This is a genomic window from Vibrio sp. L3-7 (assembly GCF_963898195.1).
GTDB lineage: Bacteria > Pseudomonadota > Gammaproteobacteria > Enterobacterales > Vibrionaceae > Vibrio > Vibrio echinoideorum.
In genome coordinates this window covers 54632-78568 of sequence record NZ_CAWQUW010000066.1, presented here as the reverse complement: position 1 = coordinate 78568, position 23937 = coordinate 54632, and the positions used below count along the sequence as shown (strand labels likewise).

Here is a 23937-nt window from a genome sequence, read left to right as displayed (position 1 = left end):
TAGTTTTTTCTGCTCTCAAGCTCTTCGAATCTCGATACTCGAATCTCTCATCTGCTTTTTAGGCTCTTCGTATACCGTTTACTTGCATCCCGCATTTGCTTGAGCTCTAACACGAAGCGCAAAGCAATACCCGGATATACCGCCCATGATGTTTCCTAGTGCTAAGCCAACAAACATCCCTTCAACACCATCGACTTGGCTGCCTATCCACGCAAAGGGTAAGGTAAACACAAACAAGCGCATGAAGCTCCATTGGAATGCTTTAAGTGGTTGATGCATCGCGTTCATGCCGCTGATCAACATCATCACAATACCTTGGAAACCATAGCTAAAGGGCACTACTAGCAGGTAATGCCACAATATGCCTCGCACCGATTCTTCTTGAGAGAATAGGGCGGCTAAAGGAATGCTCAGTGGCACCATCATTAAGAAGACCAACCCTTGGAATAATATGGCAAAGCGCATGCTTAGAAACAGAGCCTTAAAGCTGCGTTGAGGGTTGTTTGCGCCAAAGTTCTGCGCCATGAAAGGTGTAAGAGCAGAAGTAAGAGACATCAACACAATGATCAGAATGGACTCAATACGTTGCGCTGCGCCATACGCCGCCACCGCTTCAGTACCTTGCTTGGCCAGCATCATCATGATGATAGCGCCAGCAAGTGGGTTCAGAGCGTTAGACAGAGCGGCTGGTGTGCCTATTTTTAGGATTTGTCGCCAGTCACTGACGATGTTTTTCAGCTTAGGAGGAGCAAGCAGTTTTTCTCGCACGGTCAACACGTACAGTGAGCCACACAAAGCACCAAACCAGCTGAAACCACTGGCAATGGCTGCGCCTTGAATCCCCAGTTCAGGGAAAGGCCCGTAACCGAAGATGAGCAGCGGATCTAAAATTCCATTGATAAGCCCGGCGAGCAGCATGATCTTGGCGGGCGTTTTTGTATCACCTGTTGCTCGAATCGCGCTGTTGCCTGCCATGGGAATGACCAACAATGGGATCGCGAGATACCACACTGACATGTATTCCGATATCAGCGGCAGCAACTCTTGCTTTGCCCCTAACAGGGTGAACATAGGCTCTAAGAAAGTAATGCCTAGCGTAGAAGCGCAGCCAACAAGAAGCAGAGCCAGCAATAAGCCATGACAGGTAAAGCGTGCTGCATTTTGTGCGCAGCCTTGGCCAAGCAATCGCCCAATACATGTCGATAAGCCAATGCCAATGCCCATGGTGATGCAGTTGATGGCAAAGGTGACCGGAAAGGTAAAACTTACCGCAGCTAAGGCTTGAGTACCAAGCAACGAGATAAAGAAAGTATCGACGAGGTTAAACATCAAGATCGCCACCATACCGAATATGGTCGGTATGGTCATGGTGCGCAATGTGTCTGCTATCGGGGCCGTTAAAAGCCCGTGCTTATCTTGCATGTAAAACGCCGATTGAAACCAAAACCGTAGGATAAACAGATGCGGGATGCGAGTAAACGAAAAGCAGGGAAAGATGAGGGATGAGAATCTGCCCTTTAGCTCACAATTTTTTCTTTCCCCCCTTGGGATCTTTCACATTGCCCCAACATACTGATTAACCCATGCCAATTGTGGCAACTATCATATTAAATGGAAATTATCAGGAGATACGACCGATGAATATCCGTCCTCTACACGACCGAGTTATCGTTGAGCGCCAAGAAGTTGAATCTAAGTCTGCTGGTGGCATCGTTCTAACTGGTTCTGCCGCTGAAAAATCAACGCGCGGTACTATTCTAGCTGTCGGCAAAGGCCGCATTTTAGAAAACGGTTCAGTGCAACCGTTGGACGTTAAAGTTGGCGATACTGTTATCTTTTCTGAAGGCTACGGCACTAAAACTGAAAAGATCGACGGCAAAGAAGTTCTGATCATGTCTGAAAACGACATCATGGCGATCGTTGAGTAATCCGACCCATAAAATTGAACTGATTGAACAAAGAATTTAAAGGAAATAAAGATGGCTGCTAAAGACGTTAAATTTGGTAATGACGCACGTATTAAAATGCTAGAAGGTGTAAACGTTCTGGCTGATGCAGTAAAAGTAACGCTGGGTCCTAAAGGCCGTAACGTTGTTCTAGACAAATCATTTGGCGCACCGACTATCACGAAAGATGGTGTTTCAGTTGCACGTGAAATCGAACTTGAAGACAAGTTCCAAAACATGGGCGCACAAATGGTAAAAGAAGTGGCTTCGCAAGCGAATGACGCGGCGGGCGACGGTACAACAACGGCAACAGTTCTTGCTCAAGCAATCATCACAGAAGGCCTAAAAGCCGTTGCTGCTGGCATGAACCCAATGGATCTTAAGCGCGGCATCGACAAAGCGGTTATCGCAGCAGTAGAAGAGCTAAAGGCACTGTCTGTTCCATGTGCAGATACTAAAGCTATCGCGCAAGTGGGCACTATCTCTGCAAACTCTGACTCAACAGTCGGTAACCTAATTGCTGAAGCAATGGATAAAGTGGGCCGTGATGGCGTAATCACGGTTGAAGAAGGTCAGGCTCTACAAGATGAGCTAGACGTAGTAGAAGGTATGCAGTTCGACCGCGGTTACCTATCTCCTTACTTCATCAACAACCAAGAAGCCGGTTCTGTTGATCTAGAAAGCCCATTCATTCTTCTTATCGACAAGAAAGTGTCGAACATTCGTGAACTGCTTCCGACTCTAGAAGCAGTAGCAAAAGCATCTCGTCCACTTCTTATCATCGCTGAAGATGTAGAAGGCGAAGCGCTAGCAACTCTTGTTGTAAACAACATGCGTGGCATCGTGAAAGTAGCGGCTGTTAAAGCGCCTGGTTTCGGTGACCGTCGTAAGTCTATGCTGCAAGATATCGCAGTCCTAACGGGCGGCACAGTTATCTCTGAAGAGATCGGTCTAGACCTTGAGAAAGTAACGCTAGAAGACCTAGGTCAAGCTAAGCGTGTAACGATCACTAAAGAAAACTCAACCATCATCGATGGTGCGGGTGAAGAAACAATGATCCACGGTCGTGTTTCTCAAATTCGTCAACAAATCGAAGATGCAACGTCAGACTACGACAAAGAGAAGCTTCAAGAACGCGTAGCTAAGCTAGCTGGCGGTGTTGCAGTAATCAAAGTTGGCGCAGCAACTGAAGTTGAGATGAAAGAGAAGAAAGACCGCGTTGAAGATGCACTTCACGCGACTCGCGCTGCTGTTGAAGAAGGTGTGGTTGCTGGTGGTGGTGTTGCACTTATCCGCGCTGCATCTAAAGTTGTTGGCCTTGAAGGTGATAACGAAGAGCAAACTGTTGGTATTCGTTTGGCACTTCGCGCAATGGAATCACCACTTCGTCAAATCGTTAAAAACGCAGGTGAAGAAGATTCAGTTGTTGCTAACAACGTTCGCGCTGGTGAAGATAACCACGGTTACAACGCCGCGACTGGCGTTTACGGCGATATGATTGAGATGGGTATTCTTGACCCAACTAAAGTGACTCGTTCTGCACTTCAGTTCGCAGCATCAGTTGCTGGTCTTATGATCACAACAGAAGCGATGATCACAGACAAGCCTCAAGATTCTGGTCCTGCAATGCCTGATATGGGTGGTATGGGCGGTATGGGGGGGATGGGCGGCATGATGTAATCATCCCCCTGACTTAACCCTATAAAGTCTGAAAAGCCCCGTAAATTTAGTGTTTACGGGGCTTTTTTAGTTTTTATTTTCTAAGACATCCAACAAAACTTCACAACTTCTACGATAGCTCTGAAGTCTCAGGGGAAAAAGCTTTTTGGTCAAAAGATTATGCAGAATAGATAGGCTTTTTGTATGTATTGATTTGGCTGGTATTTGTAACTTGTATATAGAAGAAATCGATACAAGGCATATTACTGATCTTATTTTGGCTTGTTGTCTTTGTCCGTCGTACCTTCGATAACGTGAAGTCCGGTCAAGAAAGAGAAAGACATTAAAATTAAATGTGTTACTAAGAGCATAGAAACCCCCGATTTTTTTATTTATATTAAGATGCTACTTCCACGACTGCCGTCAAGATCATGCAAACCTATTTGAACATCATTGCCGAATTCGAAAAAAAGATTGCAGGACTCGAAAAAGAGAATGCTGAGCTCAAACGAAGTAATGCTCGCCTGAAAGAAAAGTTGAATGCCGCACTCGACAGTAATGGGTTGTGTCTATGGGAGCACCATGTCCCTTCAGGAAAACTCACTATCTTTAATGTGGATTGGGGAAAAATGCTCGGCTACCAACCGCATGAGTTGAGTGCGACGTTTGAGACTTGGAAAAATAACTTACACCCTGATGATTATCATCAGGCCATGAAAGCTTTTGAAGACCATCTGTCGGGGAGCTGTGACTTGTATGAAGTTGTTTATCGAATGACTCATAAAGACGGCAGTGATAGCTATGTGTATGACAGAGGTCGTGTTGTCGAGTTTGATACCAATGGGGCACCGCTCAGAATTATGGGCACGCACATCGATATCACGCAAGAAAAACGCTTTGAACAACAGTTGGCGGCCTTAGCCTCTACCGATAGGTTGACGGGGCTACTCAATAAACAAGCCATCGAACAACGTTTTCGTGAAATGAAAAGCGTAGATAAGTTAGTCAGAGCGGCAATGATCTTTATTGATATCGACAACTTTAAAGCGGTGAATGACACTTTAGGCCACCAGGCGGGCGATCAGTTGCTGAGTTTTATTGCTCAGCGCTTGGTTACGCTAGCCTCTGATGTAGCTTCGTTAGCTTCTGATGCGGTTTCGCAAACTTCTGGTATCGATTCGCAAACTCCTGATGCGGTTTCGTTAACTCCTGGTGTAGCTTCGTTAATTTCTGGTTTAGCTTCGCCATCCTCTGAACCGGCGCAAATCGGACGGATTGGCGGAGATGAGTTTGTCATTTTGTTTCCCGATACGGAACCCGATCAAGTCACGCACTTTTGTGAAGAGTTGTTGCAAACGGCTGTACCTGAAAGTAATCAAATGCTGACGGACGTCGCCATCGGAATGAGTATCGGTGTGTGTTTCTTTAACCAAGGTGAACATCATTTTAATGATGTGTACCAGCAATCTGATTTGGCCATGTATCAAATTAAGAGAAACGGCAAAAATGGCGTGAAAACTCTGTATCTTTGATGAGAAAGGCGCTTTCATTAAATCTATCTATCTATCTATCTATCTATCTATCTACCTATCTATCTATCTATCTATCTATCTATCTATCTACCTATCTACCTATCTACCTAGGTTAGGTTGAGCATCATGGGTATTCCATGCCCCCAATAGTTTGTGCGAACTTTCTTTCTTCTTTCTTCTTTCTTCTTTCTTCTTTCTTCTTTCTTCTTTGTTCTTTCTTCTTTTAGGCCTATATTCAACAGTACGGTTATGACATTGATCTAACATGGATAGCTGTTGAATAAAGGATAATAAATGCTTGATTGAAAATGGATTAATCAAGTCAACAATAAGTCAGTGGAGACTCCCCAATGAAAAAACTACTTTCAGTACTTGCTGTTTCTGCAGCGGTAATGGCGCCAGCAGCATTTGCTTCTTCGCCTGTTATGTTCTCAACGATCAACGGTTTTAACGCACCCGATTCAGATGCGGTTGGCGGTGTACGTGTTGCGTTGCTTCATGGGCAAGTGAATGACGTTAAAGGTGTAGACCTTGCTATTATTGGTATGTCAGAGACGCAAACGACGACAGGTGTAAACTTGGGTATTTTTGGTGCGCATAAAGTAAACCAAGAAATGACCGGTGCTTCACTGGGTATATTCAACTGGAACCCTGGAAAAACGACAGGTTTGAACTTGGGTGCAGTTAACATCACTAATGATGTAAAAGGCGCGAACGTGAGTTTTGTTAACTATTCTGAAGGCGACACTTTGGTTGATGTTGGTGCGGCTAACCTTTCAGAGGTGTCTACGGTCCAGGTTGGTATCTTCAACAAAACAACGAAGATTGAAGGTGTGCAAATTGGCTTGATCAACTGTGCTGATAACGGCTTCTTCCCGTGCTTCCCAATTGTCAATTTCGCTAAATAGAATATGAATTTTACGAAATAGATTATGCATTTTACGAAATAAAACGCGGTTGAGCCTCTAGATTCACTATTGGTGAGTTAAGCGATTCATTAGTGCTCAAACCTATCAATGCCTAAATTCTTTTGTTTAGGCATTATTCTTTTGTTTAAGCATTGTTCTTTTGTTTAGACACTGTTCTTTTGTTGAAGCACTGTTGTTTCAATCCCCTTTCCGATTTACATACCTCAAATTAGTTAATAAGCACTTGGTTTTATACTTTCTATTGCAGTATTTTTACTTATAAGTACAATGTGCGCTAAAATCACAACGTCGACTTATATGCTTTGATAAAACACCATACCATCGATTTTAAAAAGGCTTTCTTAAGCCTTACCGCCAGTTTTTTAGTCGTTTTGGGCTTATTGCTCGTTGATTCAGCGGAAGAATCAGATAAACAGTATGGAATCGAAAACCAAGGTGTCACGCGCTCTCTTGCTGAGCTCACAAAGATCATTAATGCCCTTGAATACAACATCACGGCACTTTACCCACTGCATGGCGATACTTATGTGTTCTCGCATGAAAAAAAGGTAGAGGGTGAGACATGCTATTTCATCAGTGAGGAGCAACAAGCCCCTCGTTTTGACTTCATGTTCTCCGGCCCTAGCGAAATGTGTGATCCGAAGTCAGAGCTTAACTCGGAAGCCGGTAAGCGATTATTCATCGCTCCAACCATGGCTTATTTTGCCAATACTATTGATACCATCTCTGCGATTTATTTTATCTCGAAAGAGAAGTTTATTATCTCTTCGCCTTCCGATTTTGCCCGCACGATTAAGGGCGATACCTTTGATTCTGTGGTGAACAGTCGTCCGTACTGGGTGAATACGATTCGTTTTGGCTTAGCGCAAGGTCAAGACCAAGTTGTCTATACGGGCCAATATGATGATTACCTGACGGGTAAAAAAGTCGTGACGTTAACCAAAGGCATTTATGTCGATGGGGAGTTTAAAGGGGTATTAGGGGTTGATGGCTATGTCTCGAATTTAGTGTCAAACCCTGCTCACGGTTATAAGGTGACGAGTACGCGCGGGGCAAACAAATACGGCTTTATGGACTTTACGCATTCGCGGCCTTTGTATGTTGACGGTATCAATACCCAACTCTATCTAAGTATTGAGGAAGACAAGAGTGAGCACTTGTTACACGTGCTGGAGATGGAGCGATTCCAATTACTGATTTTGCTGGCCTTATATGTTGCCTCGGCATTGTGGCTGTGGCGCTTTTATACCAAACAAGAACACAATCGTTTAAATGACTTAGCGATGCTCGACCCGCTAACCGGTTTATTGAATCGACGCGGTTTTGAAGCTCGGTTGTTGGCACAAGATGAAGAGCCAATTATTGGTGTTGGCGTGTTTGATATTGATGATTTCAAAGTGGTCAATGATCACTACGGTCATAAGGTGGGAGACGAGGTGATTTGTCACGTTGCTCAATTGATGATGAACAGCGTTAGGCAGCAAGATATTGTCGCTCGGTTTGGTGGTGAAGAGTTTGTTGTCGCGATCACGGGTGAATCATCTGAATTGCTTTCATCGATTTTTCAACGAATTCAAAATGACATTAGCCTACAAAGTTACCGATGTCCGACGGGTGACAAGGTGAATATTTCTGTTTCTGGTGGCGCGACGCTCTATTCTCTGTACAAGTTCGACAGCGTTGGTCACTTGTGGGAAAACCAGAGTATTCGTTCGTCTGATGAACAGCTTTATAAGGCGAAAGCCGCCGGTAAGAATCAAGTGTGTATTCACGTGCATTAAGCGCTTGTCTAAAAACTCAAAGCCTAGTCGTTTGACTAGGCTTCTTTTTCGTTTCTAAGAATTCGTCTCTAAGAAATCGAATCTAAGGACAAAATGTCTTTAAGATAAACGTATTCAAAACTAGAGGCTACTTCTTCATGCGACCTTTATTCATCCACTTCTGATGCACACCACGACGCAGGCTTTGGAAACTGTTTTCCACCTTGTCGACACCAAGCAGTATGACAAGCGCCATTAGAGTGATGATGACAGACTGAGAAAGGTGTCCTAAGGCAATCATCATGCCTAATGCTGCGAGTACCCAAATGATCGCGGCTGAAGTGACGCCATGAATCTTGCCATCCAATGTCATCATTACCCCGGCCCCAAGAAATCCCACACCCGTTATTATCTGACCAAGCACGCGGGCTTGATCGAGCGTGTTAGGAGATAAGCTAATCGCCATGGTGAGAAAAAAATAAGTACCGCTGATAATCAAAATGGAGGTTCGTATTCCTACGGGTTTACCGCGGGTTTGCCTTTCGATTCCGATTAATGATCCACACAGCATACATGCTGCGAGGCCTGCCCAGCTAAAGGGGGCAAGGTTGAGAGTTTGTTCTATAAATTGTGGCATATCACCCCTCCTAAAATTTTAGAATAGAGCCGAGTATGCTAATAATAGACCGGACGATCGAACAAAAACTTTTTGTCTTAACGATTGGATTGTCTGCTTAAGGTTTAACAGCCGGTGGTGGTCAACGAGAAGGTAGGGGTTTCTGTCTCTGTCGCTTCTTGGTATTCAAGGTAGCAGTTATCAGATTGGTTTTTGCGGCTCGCGGGTGCATACAGAATAATGCCATCATTCGCATCTGTGTTGGTAAAGAACCAGTCAGCTCGACCCGTATCCCAAACTGCATCTAGAAAAGTTGACTCAATGAGCTGTGACCAAGTTTGATCATTCATCGCTGCAGGATAGCCATAGACGACTGAGATATTGTCACCCTCAACGTTAATCGATGCGCTAGCCGCTTTATCTAAGCCTAGTGCTGATGTCTTACCATAAAGCATAGCACTTGCGCCCTCCATTCCGCCTTTAAGGCCATTTAATGTCGAGATGCGAGCATCGGTTTGCAGGTTGAGAAACTTAGAAGCTGCGGTGACTGACACAATACCCAGAATGACAATTACGATAACCAATTCGATCATTGTAAAGCCTCGGTTAGAGGACCAGTTATTGTTCGGATGCGTCTTCATTTTGGTAACTTCTTTATTCAATATGTAGGTCGAGTGGCGTCTTGCTGCTGCGGCCACCAATCTCGCGAGTTAACTTAGGTACGAGGTAGCCAGAAACCTCAGAGATCAAACCCTTAAAGTGCATCTTTGCTTCTTCATCGGAGATATAGAAGTGAGCGGCGCCCTGAACTTTATCAAGCACATGCATATAGTAAGGTAAAACACCGGCATCGAATAGCTTTTCGCTTAATTCTTTCAATGAGTTAGCGCTGTCATTTACGCCTTTTAGCATCACACCTTGATTAAGCAGAGTCGCCCCAGTTAGCTTCAACTGATGGAAAGCTTGTTTGAGTTCTAAATTGATTTCATTGGCGTGATTGATATGACTGACCATCACCACATTGAGGCGAGTTCGAGCTAACAATTGGCATAGTTCATCAGTCACTCGAGCAGGGATCACAACCGGTAATCGGCTATGAATTCGAACTGTTTTTACATGCGGAATCTGTTCGATGGCATGGATCAGCCATTCGAGTTCGCTGTCTTTGGCCATCAAAGGGTCGCCACCGGATAAGATAACTTCGTTGATCTCTGGATGAGTGGCTACATAGTCGAGGCTGGTTTGCCACACAGACTTCGAGCCCTTGTTATCTTGATAAGGGAAATGACGACGGAAGCAGTAACGGCAGTTGATGGCGCAGCCCCCTTTTACAATCATCAATGCGCGACTTTTGTATTTGTGCAGCAACCCCGGGATTGCGTTTTCTTGCTCTTCTAGTGGGTCGGCTGAATAGCCTTGATGAACCTCGAACTCTTCGCTGAGTGGTAACACCTGACGCAATAGAGGGTCGTGTGGGTTGCCTTTTTCCATTCGTTCTACAAAGCTAAGAGGGACTCGAAGTGAAAACAGCTCACGTGCTGCGAATCCTTTTTGCCACGGTGTTGGGTCTATTTCCAATGCTTGAAGCAGTTTTGTCGGGTCAGAGATCGCATTCGATAGTTGTTTGAGCCAGTTTTGCTCAACAGATTCGACTTTTCGGGTTATGATATGCGGCATTGAAATTAACTCAAAGATGTGGAAGAGAAAATCATGGCGTCAGTAAGCACCAATGAATTCAAAGGCGGTTTAAAATTCATGTTAGATAATGAGCCTTGCGCAATTATCGACAATGAATACGTTAAGCCAGGTAAAGGCCAAGCGTTTAACCGTGTAAAACTTCGTAAACTGCTGTCAGGCAAAGTGTTAGAGAAAACATTCAAGTCAGGCGAAAGCTTTGAGCTTGCAGATGTTGTTGACGTTGAACTAGGCTACCTATACAACGATGGCGAATTCTACCACTTCATGAACAACGAAACATTTGAGCAAATCGCAGCAGACGTAAAAGCAGTCGCTGATTCAGCAAAATGGTTAGTTGAAAATGACGTTTGTACTCTAACGTTGTGGAATGATAACCCTATCACTGTTACTCCGCCAAACTTTGTTGAGATCCCAGTAACTGAAACTGATCCTGGCCTGAAAGGCGATACACAAGGTACGGGTGGTAAACCTGCAACTCTAGCAACAGGCGCGGTAGTTCGTGTACCTCTATTCATCGCTATCGGTGAAGTTGTTAAAGTTGATACTCGTACTGGCGAATACGTTGGTCGTGTAAAATAATTTGATTGTGTCCATCTTTTAGGGTGGCTCAGTGAAATAGAAAAGGTCGCTTATGAGCGGCCTTTTTTGTATCTGGCGTTCAGGAAACGCAGAAGAGCAGATTCGAGTAAACGAGATGCGAGATACGAGATACGGGATACGAAAAGCAGGAAGATCGAGTGAGCTAGGTGTGAGATTCGACAAGCAACAAAAAAGCAGAACAAGAAATTCCTGTTCTGCTTTTAGTCTTTTCGCTCTTAAGCTTTTCGAATCTCGATTACTCGAATCCCGAATCTGCTCTTAACTGTTAGATCATGAAAATGAAGATAACAGACAGTGCGCTGATTAGGCCTGCAACGAAGTAGCAGCCCACTTTACCTGCAACGCCGACGTGGAACTTCAGATCGTGCATGCCGTGGTGAAGACGGTGCATTGCGTGCCACATTGGTAGTGCTAGTGTACCGATGATGAATAGCGCACCGATAATGCTGGTGGCGAATTCAGATACACGTTCGTAGCTCATTGCATCCGCATCGATAATGCCCATTGGCACTAAGATACCCAGCACTAAAATCGTGATTGGTGTGATCATCGCGAACCAAGTACCGCCAGCGCCAAATAGGCCCCACCAGATTGGTTCATCAGAGCGTTTAGGGTTTTGGTTAACAGACTTAAGGTGGTTAACAGGTTTCATTTTGTAATTTGTGTTCATAACGAAGCTCCTTACACCACCATGAGAACGATTAAAGAAATAAATGCCACCGCTGCCCATTGGGTCAGTACGATGATTCTTTTATCTACCAATTTGCCTTTAAGGCGGATTGGCATTACTTGAGGCATCATGCTGAAGAAGGTCTGAGCGTGCAGTAAGCTGCCTAGCAGTGCCACGATATTAATACCGATAACGATAGGGTTAGCCATAAAGCTTAACCAACCTTCCCACGCTTCAGGGCCTTTCACTAGCGAACCTAAACCGAAGGTTAGGAACAGAGTGAATAGAATCAAAGGCAGTACAGTCGCTTCACGTAGCATGTAGAAACGGTAGAACGGATGGTTGCTCCACCACGTTCTCTTCATTTCACGAACATAAGGTTTACGATTGCTCATATTACGCTTCCTCCGTCGCTTTAACCGGTTCGCCATCAGGTTTGAACATCGAAATAACGAAGTCCATTGAAGACTCAACTTTACCTTGGTTTACTGCCGCTGCTGGGTCTACTTTCTTCGGACAAACGTCAGAACAGTAACCTACAAACGTACAGCCCCAAGCGCCATTGTCGCCATTGATAAGCTTCATACGTTCAGCTTTACCATTGTCACGGCTATCTAGGTTGTAGCGGTGAGCAAGAGCAAGTGCCGCAGGGCCGATGAACTCTGGGTTTAGACCAAACTGAGGACACGCTGCGTAACACAAACCACAGTTGATGCAGCCAGCGAACTGTTTGTACTTCGCCATTTGCTCTGGAGTTTGGATGTTAGTGCCGTCTTCTGGCTTACGGTCGTTACCAATGATGTAAGGCTTGATTGCTTCAAGGCGTTCGATGAACGGCGTCATGTCGACAATCAAATCTTTCTCGATTGGGAAGTTAGCTAAAGGCTCAATCTTGAAGCCATTCGGGTAGTCACGTAAGAAGCTTTTACATGCCAGTTTTGGCACGCCATCAACCATGATGCCGCAAGAACCACAAATCGCCATACGACAAGACCAACGGTAAGACAGGTCTTTATCTAGGTTATCTTTGATGTAACCGATCGCATCAAGTACTGACATGGTTTCATCAAACGGAACTTCAAAGGTTTGAAAGTGAGGTTCTGCATCTTGCTCAGGGTCATAACGCAGGATTTCAATTTTTTGGATTCGATTCGCTGACATTATGCTTGCTCCTCTTCGCTCTTCTTAGCATTCTCTTCTGCCGCTTTTTCAGCAGCAGCGGCTTTCTCGGCTGCTTCACCGTATAGACGAGCTTTAGGTTGAGATTTAGTAATCTTAACGCCGCTGTAGTCGATAGTTGGTGCCGCATCTTCGTTGTAGAAAGATAGAGAGTGTTTCAGGTAGTTCACATCGTCACGTTCTGTGCAGTTGTCGTCTAGACGTTGGTGTGCACCACGAGATTCTTTACGAAGAATCGCTGAGTGAACCATTGCTTCAGCAACTTCAAGACCGTAGCCCACTTCGATAGCGTAAAGTAGGTCAGTGTTGAACACTTTGCCTTTGTCTTTAATGCTGATCTTCTTGTAGCGCGCTTTCAGTTCAGTGATTTTGTCGATGGTTTCTTGCATCAAATCTTCTTGACGGTAGATACCACAACCCGCTTCCATGGTGTGACCCATTTCAGTACGGATGTCAGCCCAGTTCTCATCGCCTTCTTGAGCCAAGATGCCTGCGATGCGATCTTCAACCGCTTTAATTTGCTTAGTGATGGCTTCTTCATTCCAGCCTTTGAATTCAGCTGCACGTTTCACGGCTTGTTCACCGGCTACGCGGCCAAATACTACGAACTCAGCCAGAGAGTTAGAACCTAGGCGGTTTGCACCGTGCAGGCCAACTGAAGCACATTCACCAACGGCGAATAGGCCTTTAATGCGAGTCTCACACGTACCGTTAGTTTCAATACCACCCATGGTGTAGTGAACGGTAGGGCGAATTGGGATTGGCTCTTTTGCTGGGTCAACGTTTACGTACGCTTTTGCAAGCTCACAGATGAACGGAAGACGCTCTTGCAGGTACTCTTCACCAAGGTGGCGAAGGTCAAGGTGTACGACATCACCAAGCGGGTGCTTGATGGTGTTGCCTTTCTGCTGCTCGTGCCAGAATGCTTGAGAAACTTTGTCACGAGGACCCAGTTCCATGTATTTGTTTTTCGGCTCGCCCACTGGAGTTTCAGGGCCCATGCCGTAATCTTGCAGGTAACGGTAGCCGTTCTTGTTGACGATGATACCGCCTTCACCACGACAACCTTCAGTCATCAAGATGCCAGTACCCGGTAGGCCTGTTGGGTGGTATTGAACGAACTCCATATCACGTAGTGGAACACCGTGGCGATAAGCCATTGCCATACCGTCGCCAGTTACGATGCCGCCGTTGGTATTGCAGTGGTAAACACGACCTGCGCCACCCGTTGCTAATACAACAGATTTCGCTTTGATCGTAACAAGCTCACCTTCAGACATATGAATCGCGATTAGGCCTTGTACTTCGCCATCTTCAACGATCAAATCCACCACAAAGTACTCATCAAATCGTTTGATTGTGTCGTACTTCATCGAAGTCTGGAACAGAGTATGAAGCATGTGGAAGCCGGTTTTATCCGCTGCGAACCACGTTCTCTCTACTTTCATACCGCCGAATCGGCGTACGTTTACTTCACCGTTTTCTTTACGACTCCATGGGCAGCCCCATTGTTCCATTTGGATCATTTCGCGAGTCGCGTTTTCAACAAAGTATTCAACAACATCCTGTTCACATAGCCAGTCGCCACCGCCAACAGTATCGTTGAAGTGGTTATCTAGGCTATCTTCGTCTTTAATTACTGCTGCTGAACCGCCTTCTGCTGCTACCGTGTGCGAACGCATTGGGTAAACTTTAGAAATCAGTGCTACTTCCAATTCAGGATTAGCTTCAGCCGCAGCGATAGCTGTACGAAGACCAGCGCCGCCTGCGCCGATGACTGCGATATCTGTGGTAATTGTCTTCACAGTTATTCTCCAGTGTGATGCGGAGTATTCCGCTTGTAATTATAAAAAGCTTATTTAGAGAGCAATAAACGGCAGCAACCGTTTCTCACCCCTAAGCCTTAAGTGGTAGGTGCAGTGTACGAGAGGAAGGTATTTGAAAAGTTGATGTATTTGGGTTTTTAGGTCGGTAATGCATATGGGGGCATAGAAATTATAGGTTATGTGACTGCAATCACGGCAATGAATTGTTGATAACTATTCCCCCACAAGACACGTGTTAACGGCTTGTTGAGTATGATTTTTGTTATCAATATGGGTTATGGTCAAATATTAGTAAATGTATTGTAGAACGTAATTTTCTGGCTTCATAAAATCTACATTCTGCTTTCATTAAGAGAAAGATAGAAGCTTACAAAAGAGATGAAAGGTGGTAATTTTCGTCACCTAGAACTCAGTGATATGGAACCTAACAATGCACTCCACATGGCAGCCTGCCGCAACCATTAAGCAGTTAAAGCAACGTGCTGATATCCTTAATCAAATCCGCCAGTTCTTTACAGAACGAAACGTGATGGAAGTGGATACGCCAGCGATGAGTCACGCCACGGTGACGGACGTGCATTTACATACCTTCAAAACTGAATTCGTAGGGCCGGGTTATGCGCACGGCCAGCCACTGTTCTTTATGACGAGCCCAGAGTTTCATATGAAACGACTGTTAGCGGCGGGCAGTGGCTGTATCTACCAAATTTGTAAGTCTTTCCGTAACGAAGAAAATGGCCGTTATCACAACCCTGAGTTCACTATGTTGGAGTGGTATCGTGTTGGTTTTGATCATCATGACCTGATGGAGGAAATGGATTTGCTGTTACAGCAGGTGCTTAAATCAGGCTCAGCACAGCGAATGACTTACCAACAAGCCTTTATTGATGTGTTAGGTGTTTGTCCGTTGGAGGATTCGATGGATACGCTAAAGCAAGCTGCAGCGAAACTAGGGCTCAGCGACATTGCAGATCCAGAAGAAGACCGCGATACGCTATTGCAGCTGCTGTTTAGTATTGGGGTTGAAGCTAAGATAGGGCAGCAAGTCCCTGCGTTTGTTTATGACTTCCCAGCATCACAAGCGGCGTTAGCCAAGATTAACCCGAATGATCCACGAGTGGCGGATCGCTTTGAGGTGTACTTCAAAGGGATTGAATTGGCAAACGGCTTCCATGAACTCGATAAACCACAAGAACAACTTCAGCGCTTTGAAGGTGATAATGCCAAACGTATTGAGATGGGATTGTCACCTCAACCGATTGATCACCATTTGATTGAGGCGTTAAAAGCGGGCTTGCCAGACTGTGCGGGTGTTGCTTTAGGTATCGATAGGTTAATCATGCTGGCGTTGGGGTACGATCACATAGATGACGTGACGGCTTTTCCTTTCCCACGTTCTTAGTTTTTTGCTTTTGTTTTTACTGAGAGTTAATAGTCCTTAGCTATTAACTCTCAGCTTCTAATCCGCTGCACTAGCTGACTAGAATACCAGTGCCAACTACGGCAACAATGGCTCCGATCCAAGCGTAAGCGTTCGGTCTTTGCTTGGTGTAAAGCCAGAGTATTGGTAACAACATGATGGGCGTGGTTGAAGATAACAGTGCGACCATACCGACATTGCCTTCCTGCAATGCGTACAAGATCAGCGTCATTCCCACGGCCATCGCTAAAAAGCCATTAACCGCAGTAATTGCGAATATCTGTTTATTCATTGGATTGATCGCGCGCGAAAGCTTGGCGCCTGTTAAACGAAACAGTGAGTGAGCCACAAAGGCGGTGATCATTCGAATGGCAGAGGCGGCTATTGGGTCGATACTGGTTTGCATCACGGGTTTGGCAATAATGCCGCCCAATGCTTGGCAGATCGCGGCGGTGATTCCCAACGCAACACCAATCCACACCGTGCCCTTAATGGTTTCGAGTTGGTTGTTCGCTTGTCCACGACGACCAAAGAATATTGCGGTTAATACACCACTAAACACCAATGCAGAACCAATCAGCTCCACCGAAGTCATGCTTTCGCTAAATAGGAAGTAACCGAGAATCGCCGAGAACACGGCGTGACAAGAGAACAGCAAACCGGCTTGGCGCGGACCCATGCGGTTCAAACAGGCAAATAGGGCGGTATCACCAATGAAGATGCCAATTAGCCCGGACAGCATCATCGGTGTGACTAAGTCGGCTTCGACACTTGACCAACCATCGGTAAACCAAGCCATGCTTGATAAGATGATAGCGGTACAACCCATTCGCCAGCGGCTATAGGCGAAAGAACCTAAGTGTTGAGCAGGCTTTACTGACATTAGGCTCGCAATCGCCCAAAGAAAAGCGGCAGCTAGAGCTAACCATTCGAATCCCATCTGAATAACATCCTTGTGTCTGGGATAAATTAGCTCATCAATATGCATCAAACCGAACTGAGAACAAAGTGATTATTATGAAAGAACGACTTTGTTTCAGTGATTAGTTTATGTCAGCTGTCGCTTGCTGGTGTGGCTCAACTTACTTTGCTTGAGGCGCGCTATACCTCAAAGCGCTATACCTTAAAGCGCTCTACGTCTTGGCGCATTGACTCTGCAGCGCTGCTCATTTCATTTGAGCTATTGCGGCTGCTTTCCGCTTGTTGTGCTAGATCGTCAGAGGCATCTTTGATTCCTTGCGTATTACGGCTGATGTCTTCGCTTACGGCGCGCTGTTCTTCTGCGGCACTCGCGATTTGCAGCGCCATGTCGTTGATTTCCGTGATCGCTTGCGTGATTTTAGTGAGGCTGCCATGGGCTTGCTCGGCGAAGCCAACACTGTTTTCGGCCAGTTGAGTGCTGGTGGTCATGCTTTGAACGGCATGTTCGGTATTCTTCTGTAGCGTATCAATCATCACGCGGATCTCTTCCGTTGAGCCATGAGTTCTCTGACTTAGCACTCGGACCTCATCAGCCACAACGGCAAACCCACGGCCTTGTTCACCCGCGCGAGCAGCTTCAATCGCTGCATTCAATGCCAATAAGTTAGTTTGCTCGGCAATGCCTTGAATGGTGGAGAGGATCTGGTTGATGCTTTGCGCATTGCTCTCTAATTCACGAATCACATTTGCGGCGTCTTCAACTTGAGTTGCGAGGCCAGTAATCGCATCGCGGTTTTGTTGGATTACCTCTTGGCCTTCGTTACAAGCGGTAGCGGATGCCTGAGAAGCGGATGCGGTTAATTCGGCATGGCTAGCCACTTCGGCTGCGGTAGCCGACATTTCATGAATCGCAGTCGCAATTTGGTTGATGTCGTTTTGTTGATTCTCAACGCTAATCGAAGATTGGGTAGCCAGTTGGTTGGCTTTCTCTGCATGGTTGTTGAGATCATGGCTGTGCTCTATTACGCCTTTCAGCATGCTTTGCATCTGGCTTAAGAACTGGTTCACAAGCTCGGCAAGTTTTCCAATCTCATCCATACGTGTGATATCAATGCGTTGGGTGAGGTCGCCTCTGCCTTGAGCGAGTTGAGTTAACGCTTCAGACAAGGTTTGTAATGGAGAAAGTAGACGGTTGATGACCATTGTGCTCGCAATTGAAATGACGATGTACAAAATCAAAGAAGTCAGAGCGATGAATTGAATGGCATCGGAGACTGCAGAAAACGCCATTTCCTTATCGATAACAATACCTAACGACCAATCGGTGTTCGGTACATTGGCAATGTAGACCAGCTTATCGCCTTGACCAGGCCAAGTGAGAGTGGTGATCATTTGGTCTTGGAGCAGCTGTGACACCTTGTTGGTTGTTAGCTCTGGGTTCAAACTGGTCAGTGGTTTTTGACTCAAGGCTTCATCACTGTAGGCAACGATGTTGTTGTTACCATCCACTAAAAACGCAAAACCATCGTTCTCGAGTTTTACATTGAGTACGGTATCTATAATGCTGGTTACGGTTAAGTCCGCCGCGAGAACGCCCTGTTTTTCACCGTTGAATGCTTTAGCAAAACTGATGACGATGCTGCCGTCAAAGTCTTGATAAGGTTCGGTAATGATGAGGTCTGATGTCGCGTTGGCATCTTTATACCAAGGGCGAGTGCGCGGGTCGTAGCCTGCTGGCCAATCTTCACCTTTGTCGCCATAAGCGATAGTGCCATCGCTGAACCCTGCATATACAGACAGGAATTGTCCGGCTTGCTTGGTGATCAATAACTCGCGGTCAGAGTTACTATTATTTGAAATCGTAGATTCATTAGCAAGCATCATATCGCTGCGGATTGAGAGCCAATCGGCAATGTAATTCGTCGTGCCAACGCTAACATTTTTCATTTCTTGGTTGATCGCTACTTCAGTCTCTTGATTGAGTTGAGTAACCGATATCCAAGCTTGAGCGCCACTTACGACGGCAATAATGACCGCAATGGCGATCTGAATTTTAAATTTAATAGTATGTCTCAAGGTCTATTCCTCTCTATTAGACAAAAACCTAATTACAGTGACGTACTTGATGGTGAATTGGTGTGTCTCTGATGCGTGTATAGTGCCGTTGTCTTGATGTTGGTAAATGTGTTTAAAATCAAAAATTTAAAATGACTTATCGTTATTTTTAATAAACCGTGAAGTAGAATCACAATTATCTATCGATTAAAAACTGATAAACCCTCCAGATAGCGAAATCATGATTGCTATCTGGAGGGTTGTAGTGAAAAGTTAACGTGTTAGGTGATAATAAGCTAACGTGCTAAGTGATAATAAACAGTGCGAGGTAGACCATCAGCAAGCCGACAATCCCTAAGATAATCCCCATCTTCGCCATGTCTTTACTTTCGATAAGCCCGGTCGAGTAGGCCAACGAGTTTGGTGGTGTCGATACGGGTAAAATCATACCTAGCGATGCAGAGAAAGCGACCACAACCAGTAGTCCTTGCAGGCCTCCTATCGCAACCAAGCTTTCCATTGATGCACCAATCGCAGCGGCGATCGGCATCAGTAAGTTGGCCGTTGCGGTGTTTGACATGAAGTTCGCCATTAACCAACATACGATGGATAACGTTAGCACTACCGCCGTTGGTGAGAGCGACTCATAATCAATCGCGTGTGCGAGTGCCACGGCTAAGCCTGTTTTATCTAGTCCTATACCAATCGCAATACCACCGGCTACTAGCCACAATACATCCCAGTTAATCAGCTTAAGCTCTTCTTTGCCCATGATACCGGTGAGAGTAAACACCGCCAGTGGAATGATAGACACCACATAGGTGTTCATGCCGTGCAGTTTGGTGGTCATCCACAATAGGATAGTGGCGGCGAAGGTGACGTAAACCACAATCGCACGCCAGCTTTTTCTAAATTGGCCATCAAGCTTGAGCACCATGTTTCTTTCCTTGGACGGGAAAAACTTCTGTAGAAGGAACCAAGCGATGGTCAGTTGAATGATCACAAAGGGCAAGCCCATCATCATCCAGCTTAGGAAGTCGATACTGTTCTCACCCGTCAGGTATTGCAGTGCGATGGCATTGGGCGGTGTACCGATTGGTGTCGCGATACCACCGGTGTTAGCAGCAATTGGAATACACAACACGAGCGCTTTAATCCCCATGTCGCCTTTTGGCGCAGACGCCACGATTGGACCTAGCAGCGCGAGCATCATTACCGTTGTGGCGGTATTTGACATGAACATTGAGAACACGGCGGTGATCAGCATTAAGCCGAGCATAATGAAGCGCGGTTCTGTACCAAATGGTTTGAGCAATACTCGTGCTAAGTTGTTGTCGAGTTCGTACTTAGATGCCGATATCGCGAGAGCGAAACCACCCATGAAGAGGATGATGATTGGTGACGAAAATGCACCGAATATGTCGGTATATTTGATTAACTCACCGAGATCGTGTCCCGCTGGTGGGTTTCTAAATAGGTGTAAGCCTTTGTCAGAAATCATCACAAGTTCAAGTGCTATGATCAAAATGGAAGTGGCGAATACCGGAACAGGTTCAAGCACCCACAGTAGAGCGGCCAACAAGAATATAGCCAACAAGCGGTGTTGAATCAGCGTGAGATCATCGATTGGTATTGAATCTATCGGCATGAATAACACGCCCAAGGGAATCGCAAAACAAATCAACAGCTTGGCCAGAACGCCAACATTGAGTTTAGGCATGTACAAAGACCCTATGAATAAAATATCTTCAAATAGAGTAAGTTATCTGGTTTTTTGGTACTTGGAGACGGGTTGTAAAATCGGAAAGTTGTTTAAGGTTTCGACAGTTGTTTTGTTTTTGGTCAATCTTTTTATGAGGTAATTCGACGTACTGCTCGTTGAGAATAAGGTTATCGATAGTTAGATTTGTTGAAATCTTGAAGGGAAATGTCTCGAACTAGATAAGAAAAAGGCGCGCTATTCTCTAAAAATAGAAAACTAACGCGCCCTTAAAGCTTACTAAGTTAACTCAGGAAGTTATGCTTGGTCTGTGTTCTCTGTTGAATCAACAGCTTCAGCAGTCTCTTCATTTACTTCAACGTCTTTGCCCGCAATATGCGCGAAAGGGGTGCCTAGAACGGTTTTCTCACCATTTTGCATCGTTTCGTCAAACTTGATTGCGTCTTTAGCGAACAGGTTGATAACCGTTGAACCAAGCTTAAAGCGGCCCATCTCTTCGCCTTTCTTCAAGACGACGGCTGTATCACCTTGTGCAGGGTAATCCCACTTGTAAACTGAGTTACCACGAGGTGGAGTAATGGTGCCAGCCCATACTTGCTCGATGCTGCCAACGATAGTTGCGCCAACCAGCACTTGTGCCATTGGGCCAAACTCAGTATCAAAGATACAAACCACACGCTCGTTACGTGCGAATAGGTTTGGAACGTTCTCTGCCGTTAACGGGTTAACTGAGAAAAGGTCACCCGGAACGTAGATCATCTGACGCAGTGTGCCGTCACATGGCATGTGCACGCGATGGTAATCACTTGGCGACAAGTAAAGCGTTGCGAATTCGCCGTCTTTAAATTCATCCGCTAGAGCAGCATCACCACCCAATAGCTCACGAGCTGAGTAGTTATGGTTTTTAGCTTGAATCAGTTGACCGTCAGTAATTGGGCCAAACTGGCTTACACGTGCATCAGCAGGGTGAACAATAACAGAGTCACCTTCTGCGATAGGGCGCATGCCTTCTTTCAATTCACGTACGAAGAATTCATTGAATGTTTTAAAGTGTTTGGGATCGCTATGCAGAGCTTCATCCATGTTTACTTTGTATTGCTTGATGAACCAGTTGATGATCGCTGTCGTTAAGCCACCCGCTTTAGCAGATGCCAGTTTACCGACTAGGCGAGTTAGCCCATGCTGTGGGATCCAGTACTGCAATCCAACTTTAATCTTATCCATTGTATTAATTTTCCAATGCTAATTGTTTTTCAATTAAATCTGTCGATGACGGTTTAGGGCGCGAGATGTTACTTAAATTCGCGCCAATTGTCAGTAAATGCACACATTTGTTCACAAAAACGCGATTAGAGATCGGCTTTCTTGCTTCGTGAGTACTGACGGTTATCTTTGTTGTCAGCCATTGTTTCAATAATGCGATGGTAGCTAGCAAAACGTAAGCGGCTAATTTTACCGTCTTCAACGGCTTCACGTAGAAGGCATCCTGGGTCGTCATTGTGTTTACAGTCACGGAATTTACAACCACCAAGGTATGGCTTGAATTCAATGAAAGCATCAGTGACTTCATCGGGTTCTAAATGCCATAGGCCGAATTCACGTACCCCTGGGGAATCGATAAGATCACCACCAGAAGGGAAGTGATACAAACGCGCCGCAGTCGTCGTGTGTTGACCCAGTCCTGAGTTTTCAGAAACGGCGCCTTCTTCAATGTCTAATGTTGGCATTAGTGCATTCACTACGCTGGATTTACCCACGCCAGATTGACCAACGAAAATGTTGATACGATCTTTCAGTTCGGCTTCCAACTCTTTGATGCCGTAGCCAGACTCTTTACTCACGAACATCACTTTATAGCCGATTTTCTCGTATATTTTCAGCGTTTCGCGGTATTCCGCAATTTGCTGTTCAGTGAGTAGGTCGACTTTATTGAGAACCACAAGTGGTGCGATGTTGACGGTTTCAGAGGCAATTAAGTAGCGGTCGATGATATTAAGTGATAGCTCCGGTAGTACAGCAGATACGATAACCATTTGGTCAACGTTAGCAGCAACCGGTTTTAGGCCGTCGTAGTAATCAGGGCGAGTTAGCATTGACGTTCTAGGTTCAACAGCTTCTACAACACCAGAAATGCCAGCCATTGATTCAAGTCCTGCGCGCCAAATGACTTTGTCTCCGGAAACTAACGTTTCGATACTACGGCGTAAGTTACAACGGTGAACTTCGTTGGTTTCAAGATCTTCGATATCGGCATGTTGGCCAAAGCGTGTAATAACGAGTCCACTCTTTGTTCCGCCAAGCATGTTCTCATCCCACTGGATAGAATCTTCTTTCTTGAGTCGCTTGTTCTGGTTGCTACGTACGCGACGTACCTGACCTTTGGTTAACTTCTTTTTTTTAGCCACAATTTTTCACTTAACACATCTAACTTGATGATTGAGGACTCAAACGGGATGTTGTTGGTACCACTGATTTCGATGGCCCTAAAGCTAGTTTGAGTATAGTTATTTGGGTATAGTACCTCTTTTATACATAAACAAATAGGCGACGCCTTATGTCCTTTAGCGATCAGAACCTTATTTGGGTTGATCTAGAGATGACCGGACTTGATCCTGAAACTCATAAAATTATTGAAATTGCTTCTATCGTTACAGATAGTGAGCTCAACATCCTGGCTGAAGGGCCTGTTTTGGCCATTCACCAGCCTCAGAGCGAACTGGACAAGATGGATGAGTGGTGCACGACAACTCATACTGGCAGCGGTTTAGTGAAGCGAATTCAAGAAAGCACTGTTTCAGAGCAGGACGCAATTCAACAAACGATTGAGTTTCTTGAGAAGTGGGTACCAAAAGGTAAATCGCCTATTTGTGGCAACAGCATTGGCCAAGACCGTCGTTTCTTATACAAGCACATGCCAGAATTGGAAGAGTATTTCCATTACCGTTATGTTGATGTTAGTACTCTGAAAGAGCTTACTCGCCGTTGGAAACCTGAAATCCTAGATGGTTTTTCAAAGTCGGGAAGTCATCTCGCATTGGATGATATTCGAGAGTCGATCGCTGAGCTGCAGTACTACCGAAAAACGATTATTAACATTTAATCTGATCAAATGATCACGTTTGTCTAACTTTTCAGGGACATAAGAGTTGTTTTTTTTGCAAATTTGTGTGCTTTTTCAGCAGTTGAGTAAAAACTTACTGATTTTTGCATTAAGGACTTGCATCACAAAAAAATGCTCTTATAATTCGCAGCCCTGAACGACGAAAGACGTTTCAGATTGCGATACTAGCTCAGCTGGTAGAGCGCAACCTTGCCAAGGTTGAGGTCATCGGTTCGAACCCGATGTATCGCTCCAATTTCTTTCTTAGGATTGATGTTGGGAAATAGACTCATTGACTTAAACAAT

General features: G+C 45.3%; 21 protein-coding genes and 1 tRNA gene. 9 read left to right on the top strand and 13 right to left on the bottom strand.

What is annotated here, in order from left to right:
* Positions 1 to 78 precede the first annotated feature (78 nt).
* Positions 79 to 1422, bottom strand: a complete 1344-nt coding sequence (locus AACW75_RS23365; RefSeq protein WP_237297526.1) for an MATE family efflux transporter — start codon at positions 1420 to 1422, stop codon at positions 79 to 81.
* Positions 1423 to 1637: 215 nt separating this feature from the next.
* Here AACW75_RS23365 and AACW75_RS23360 point away from each other — a divergent pair, with 215 nt between their 5' ends.
* The 5 genes from AACW75_RS23360 (at position 1638) to AACW75_RS23340 (ending at position 7847) form a co-directional block, all read left to right on the top strand.
* Positions 1638 to 1928 carry a co-chaperone GroES gene (locus tag AACW75_RS23360; protein ID WP_004733324.1) on the top strand — a complete coding sequence of 97 codons (291 nt, stop codon included), beginning with the start codon at positions 1638 to 1640 and terminating at the stop codon, positions 1926 to 1928.
* A 51-nt stretch (positions 1929 to 1979) separates the two neighbouring features.
* Positions 1980 to 3626, top strand: coding sequence for a chaperonin GroEL (groL, locus tag AACW75_RS23355; protein WP_237297525.1), 1647 nt, complete (start codon positions 1980 to 1982; stop codon positions 3624 to 3626).
* A 410-nt stretch (positions 3627 to 4036) separates the two neighbouring features.
* Positions 4037 to 5137 carry a diguanylate cyclase domain-containing protein gene (locus AACW75_RS23350; RefSeq protein ID WP_237297524.1) on the top strand — a complete coding sequence of 367 codons (1101 nt, stop codon included), beginning with the start codon at positions 4037 to 4039 and terminating at the stop codon, positions 5135 to 5137.
* Positions 5138 to 5487: 350 nt separating this feature from the next.
* Positions 5488 to 6045: a VC2662 family protein gene (locus tag AACW75_RS23345; RefSeq protein WP_017076345.1), complete on the top strand. Its 558-nt coding sequence runs from the start codon at positions 5488 to 5490 to the stop codon at positions 6043 to 6045.
* A gap of 323 nt (positions 6046 to 6368) precedes the next feature.
* Complete coding sequence (locus AACW75_RS23340; protein WP_029225229.1) at positions 6369 to 7847, top strand: sensor domain-containing diguanylate cyclase; 1479 nt, start codon at positions 6369 to 6371, stop codon at positions 7845 to 7847.
* A gap of 127 nt (positions 7848 to 7974) precedes the next feature.
* On the opposite strand, the gene AACW75_RS23335 is transcribed toward AACW75_RS23340, so the two are convergent.
* From AACW75_RS23335 to epmB, 3 genes are all read right to left on the bottom strand, one after another.
* Entirely contained in the window at positions 7975 to 8463 is a 489-nt protein-coding gene (locus tag AACW75_RS23335; protein WP_145570149.1) for an MgtC/SapB family protein, read from the bottom strand.
* Between the two features lie 104 nt (positions 8464 to 8567).
* Positions 8568 to 9083 (bottom strand): prepilin-type N-terminal cleavage/methylation domain-containing protein, encoded by a 516-nt coding sequence (locus AACW75_RS23330; RefSeq protein ID WP_065207279.1) that lies wholly within the window; start codon positions 9081 to 9083, stop codon positions 8568 to 8570.
* 13 nt (positions 9084 to 9096) lie between these two features.
* Positions 9097 to 10119, bottom strand: a complete 1023-nt coding sequence (gene epmB, locus AACW75_RS23325; RefSeq protein WP_237297523.1) for an EF-P beta-lysylation protein EpmB — start codon at positions 10117 to 10119, stop codon at positions 9097 to 9099.
* A gap of 33 nt (positions 10120 to 10152) precedes the next feature.
* Between epmB and efp the strand changes: the two genes are divergently transcribed.
* Positions 10153 to 10719, top strand: coding sequence for an elongation factor P (gene efp, locus AACW75_RS23320; RefSeq protein ID WP_004733338.1), 567 nt, complete (start codon positions 10153 to 10155; stop codon positions 10717 to 10719).
* 286 nt (positions 10720 to 11005) lie between these two features.
* Here efp and frdD read toward each other — a convergent pair whose 3' ends face one another.
* From frdD to frdA, 4 genes are read right to left on the bottom strand one after another with little or no spacing between them, the layout of a single operon-like run.
* Positions 11006 to 11410 (bottom strand): fumarate reductase subunit FrdD, encoded by a 405-nt coding sequence (gene frdD, locus AACW75_RS23315; protein WP_004733339.1) that lies wholly within the window; start codon positions 11408 to 11410, stop codon positions 11006 to 11008.
* An 11-nt stretch (positions 11411 to 11421) separates the two neighbouring features.
* The gene (frdC, locus tag AACW75_RS23310; RefSeq protein ID WP_017076351.1) at positions 11422 to 11805 is read right to left on the bottom strand and encodes a fumarate reductase subunit FrdC; all 384 of its coding nucleotides are present in this window, start codon (positions 11803 to 11805) and stop codon (positions 11422 to 11424) included.
* Position 11806: 1 nt separating this feature from the next.
* Complete coding sequence (locus AACW75_RS23305; RefSeq protein ID WP_017076352.1) at positions 11807 to 12571, bottom strand: succinate dehydrogenase/fumarate reductase iron-sulfur subunit; 765 nt, start codon at positions 12569 to 12571, stop codon at positions 11807 to 11809.
* A complete protein-coding gene (gene frdA, locus AACW75_RS23300; protein WP_145570152.1) occupies positions 12571 to 14394 on the bottom strand; it encodes a fumarate reductase (quinol) flavoprotein subunit in 1824 nt (607 codons plus the stop codon). Before frdA ends, AACW75_RS23305 begins: the two co-directional genes overlap by 1 nt.
* Positions 14395 to 14845: 451 nt before the next feature.
* Between frdA and epmA the strand changes: the two genes are divergently transcribed.
* On the top strand, positions 14846 to 15817 hold the full coding sequence (gene epmA / locus AACW75_RS23295) for an elongation factor P--(R)-beta-lysine ligase (RefSeq protein ID WP_237297522.1): 972 nt from the start codon (positions 14846 to 14848) through the stop codon (positions 15815 to 15817).
* 70 nt (positions 15818 to 15887) lie between these two features.
* On the opposite strand, the gene AACW75_RS23290 is transcribed toward epmA, so the two are convergent.
* The 5 genes from AACW75_RS23290 to rsgA form a co-directional block, all read right to left on the bottom strand.
* Positions 15888 to 16775: a DMT family transporter gene (locus AACW75_RS23290; protein ID WP_237297521.1), complete on the bottom strand. Its 888-nt coding sequence runs from the start codon at positions 16773 to 16775 to the stop codon at positions 15888 to 15890.
* A 176-nt stretch (positions 16776 to 16951) separates the two neighbouring features.
* Complete coding sequence (locus AACW75_RS23285) at positions 16952 to 18832, bottom strand: methyl-accepting chemotaxis protein (RefSeq protein WP_237297520.1); 1881 nt, start codon at positions 18830 to 18832, stop codon at positions 16952 to 16954.
* Between the two features lie 283 nt (positions 18833 to 19115).
* On the bottom strand, positions 19116 to 20531 hold the full coding sequence (locus AACW75_RS23280) for an SLC13 family permease (RefSeq protein WP_004733348.1): 1416 nt from the start codon (positions 20529 to 20531) through the stop codon (positions 19116 to 19118).
* Between the two features lie 297 nt (positions 20532 to 20828).
* Positions 20829 to 21755 (bottom strand): archaetidylserine decarboxylase, encoded by a 927-nt coding sequence (asd, locus tag AACW75_RS23275; RefSeq protein WP_108151395.1) that lies wholly within the window; start codon positions 21753 to 21755, stop codon positions 20829 to 20831.
* Positions 21756 to 21880: 125 nt separating this feature from the next.
* Positions 21881 to 22936, bottom strand: coding sequence for a small ribosomal subunit biogenesis GTPase RsgA (rsgA, locus tag AACW75_RS23270; RefSeq protein WP_237297519.1), 1056 nt, complete (start codon positions 22934 to 22936; stop codon positions 21881 to 21883).
* Positions 22937 to 23085: 149 nt separating this feature from the next.
* On the opposite strand from rsgA, the gene orn reads away from it, so the two are divergent.
* Together orn and AACW75_RS23260 are read left to right on the top strand one after the other, a co-directional pair.
* Positions 23086 to 23631 (top strand): oligoribonuclease, encoded by a 546-nt coding sequence (gene orn / locus AACW75_RS23265; RefSeq protein ID WP_135459262.1) that lies wholly within the window; start codon positions 23086 to 23088, stop codon positions 23629 to 23631.
* A gap of 179 nt (positions 23632 to 23810) precedes the next feature.
* Positions 23811 to 23886: transfer RNA gene (locus AACW75_RS23260), tRNA-Gly, on the top strand.
* Positions 23887 to 23937 lie beyond the last annotated feature (51 nt).

Excerpts from the sequence above, each read along its gene's own strand:
- AACW75_RS23365 (WP_237297526.1), bottom strand. The coding sequence starts at position 1,422 with ATGCAAGATAAGCACGGGCTTTTAACGGCCCCGATAGCAGACACATTG.
- AACW75_RS23360 (WP_004733324.1), top strand. The coding sequence starts at position 1,638 with ATGAATATCCGTCCTCTACACGACCGAGTTATCGTTGAGCGCCAAGAA.
- groL (WP_237297525.1), top strand. The coding sequence starts at position 1,980 with ATGGCTGCTAAAGACGTTAAATTTGGTAATGACGCACGTATTAAAATG.
- AACW75_RS23350 (WP_237297524.1), top strand. The coding sequence starts at position 4,037 with ATGCAAACCTATTTGAACATCATTGCCGAATTCGAAAAAAAGATTGCA.
- AACW75_RS23345 (WP_017076345.1), top strand. The coding sequence starts at position 5,488 with ATGAAAAAACTACTTTCAGTACTTGCTGTTTCTGCAGCGGTAATGGCG.
- AACW75_RS23335 (WP_145570149.1), bottom strand. The coding sequence starts at position 8,463 with ATGCCACAATTTATAGAACAAACTCTCAACCTTGCCCCCTTTAGCTGG.
- AACW75_RS23330 (WP_065207279.1), bottom strand. The coding sequence starts at position 9,083 with ATGAAGACGCATCCGAACAATAACTGGTCCTCTAACCGAGGCTTTACA.
- epmB (WP_237297523.1), bottom strand. The coding sequence starts at position 10,119 with ATGCCGCATATCATAACCCGAAAAGTCGAATCTGTTGAGCAAAACTGG.
- efp (WP_004733338.1), top strand. The coding sequence starts at position 10,153 with ATGGCGTCAGTAAGCACCAATGAATTCAAAGGCGGTTTAAAATTCATG.
- frdD (WP_004733339.1), bottom strand. The coding sequence starts at position 11,410 with ATGAACACAAATTACAAAATGAAACCTGTTAACCACCTTAAGTCTGTT.
- frdC (WP_017076351.1), bottom strand. The coding sequence starts at position 11,805 with ATGAGCAATCGTAAACCTTATGTTCGTGAAATGAAGAGAACGTGGTGG.
- AACW75_RS23305 (WP_017076352.1), bottom strand. The coding sequence starts at position 12,571 with ATGTCAGCGAATCGAATCCAAAAAATTGAAATCCTGCGTTATGACCCT.
- epmA (WP_237297522.1), top strand. The coding sequence starts at position 14,846 with ATGCACTCCACATGGCAGCCTGCCGCAACCATTAAGCAGTTAAAGCAA.
- AACW75_RS23290 (WP_237297521.1), bottom strand. The coding sequence starts at position 16,775 with ATGGGATTCGAATGGTTAGCTCTAGCTGCCGCTTTTCTTTGGGCGATT.
- AACW75_RS23280 (WP_004733348.1), bottom strand. The coding sequence starts at position 20,531 with ATGCCTAAACTCAATGTTGGCGTTCTGGCCAAGCTGTTGATTTGTTTT.
- asd (WP_108151395.1), bottom strand. The coding sequence starts at position 21,755 with ATGGATAAGATTAAAGTTGGATTGCAGTACTGGATCCCACAGCATGGG.
- orn (WP_135459262.1), top strand. The coding sequence starts at position 23,086 with ATGTCCTTTAGCGATCAGAACCTTATTTGGGTTGATCTAGAGATGACC.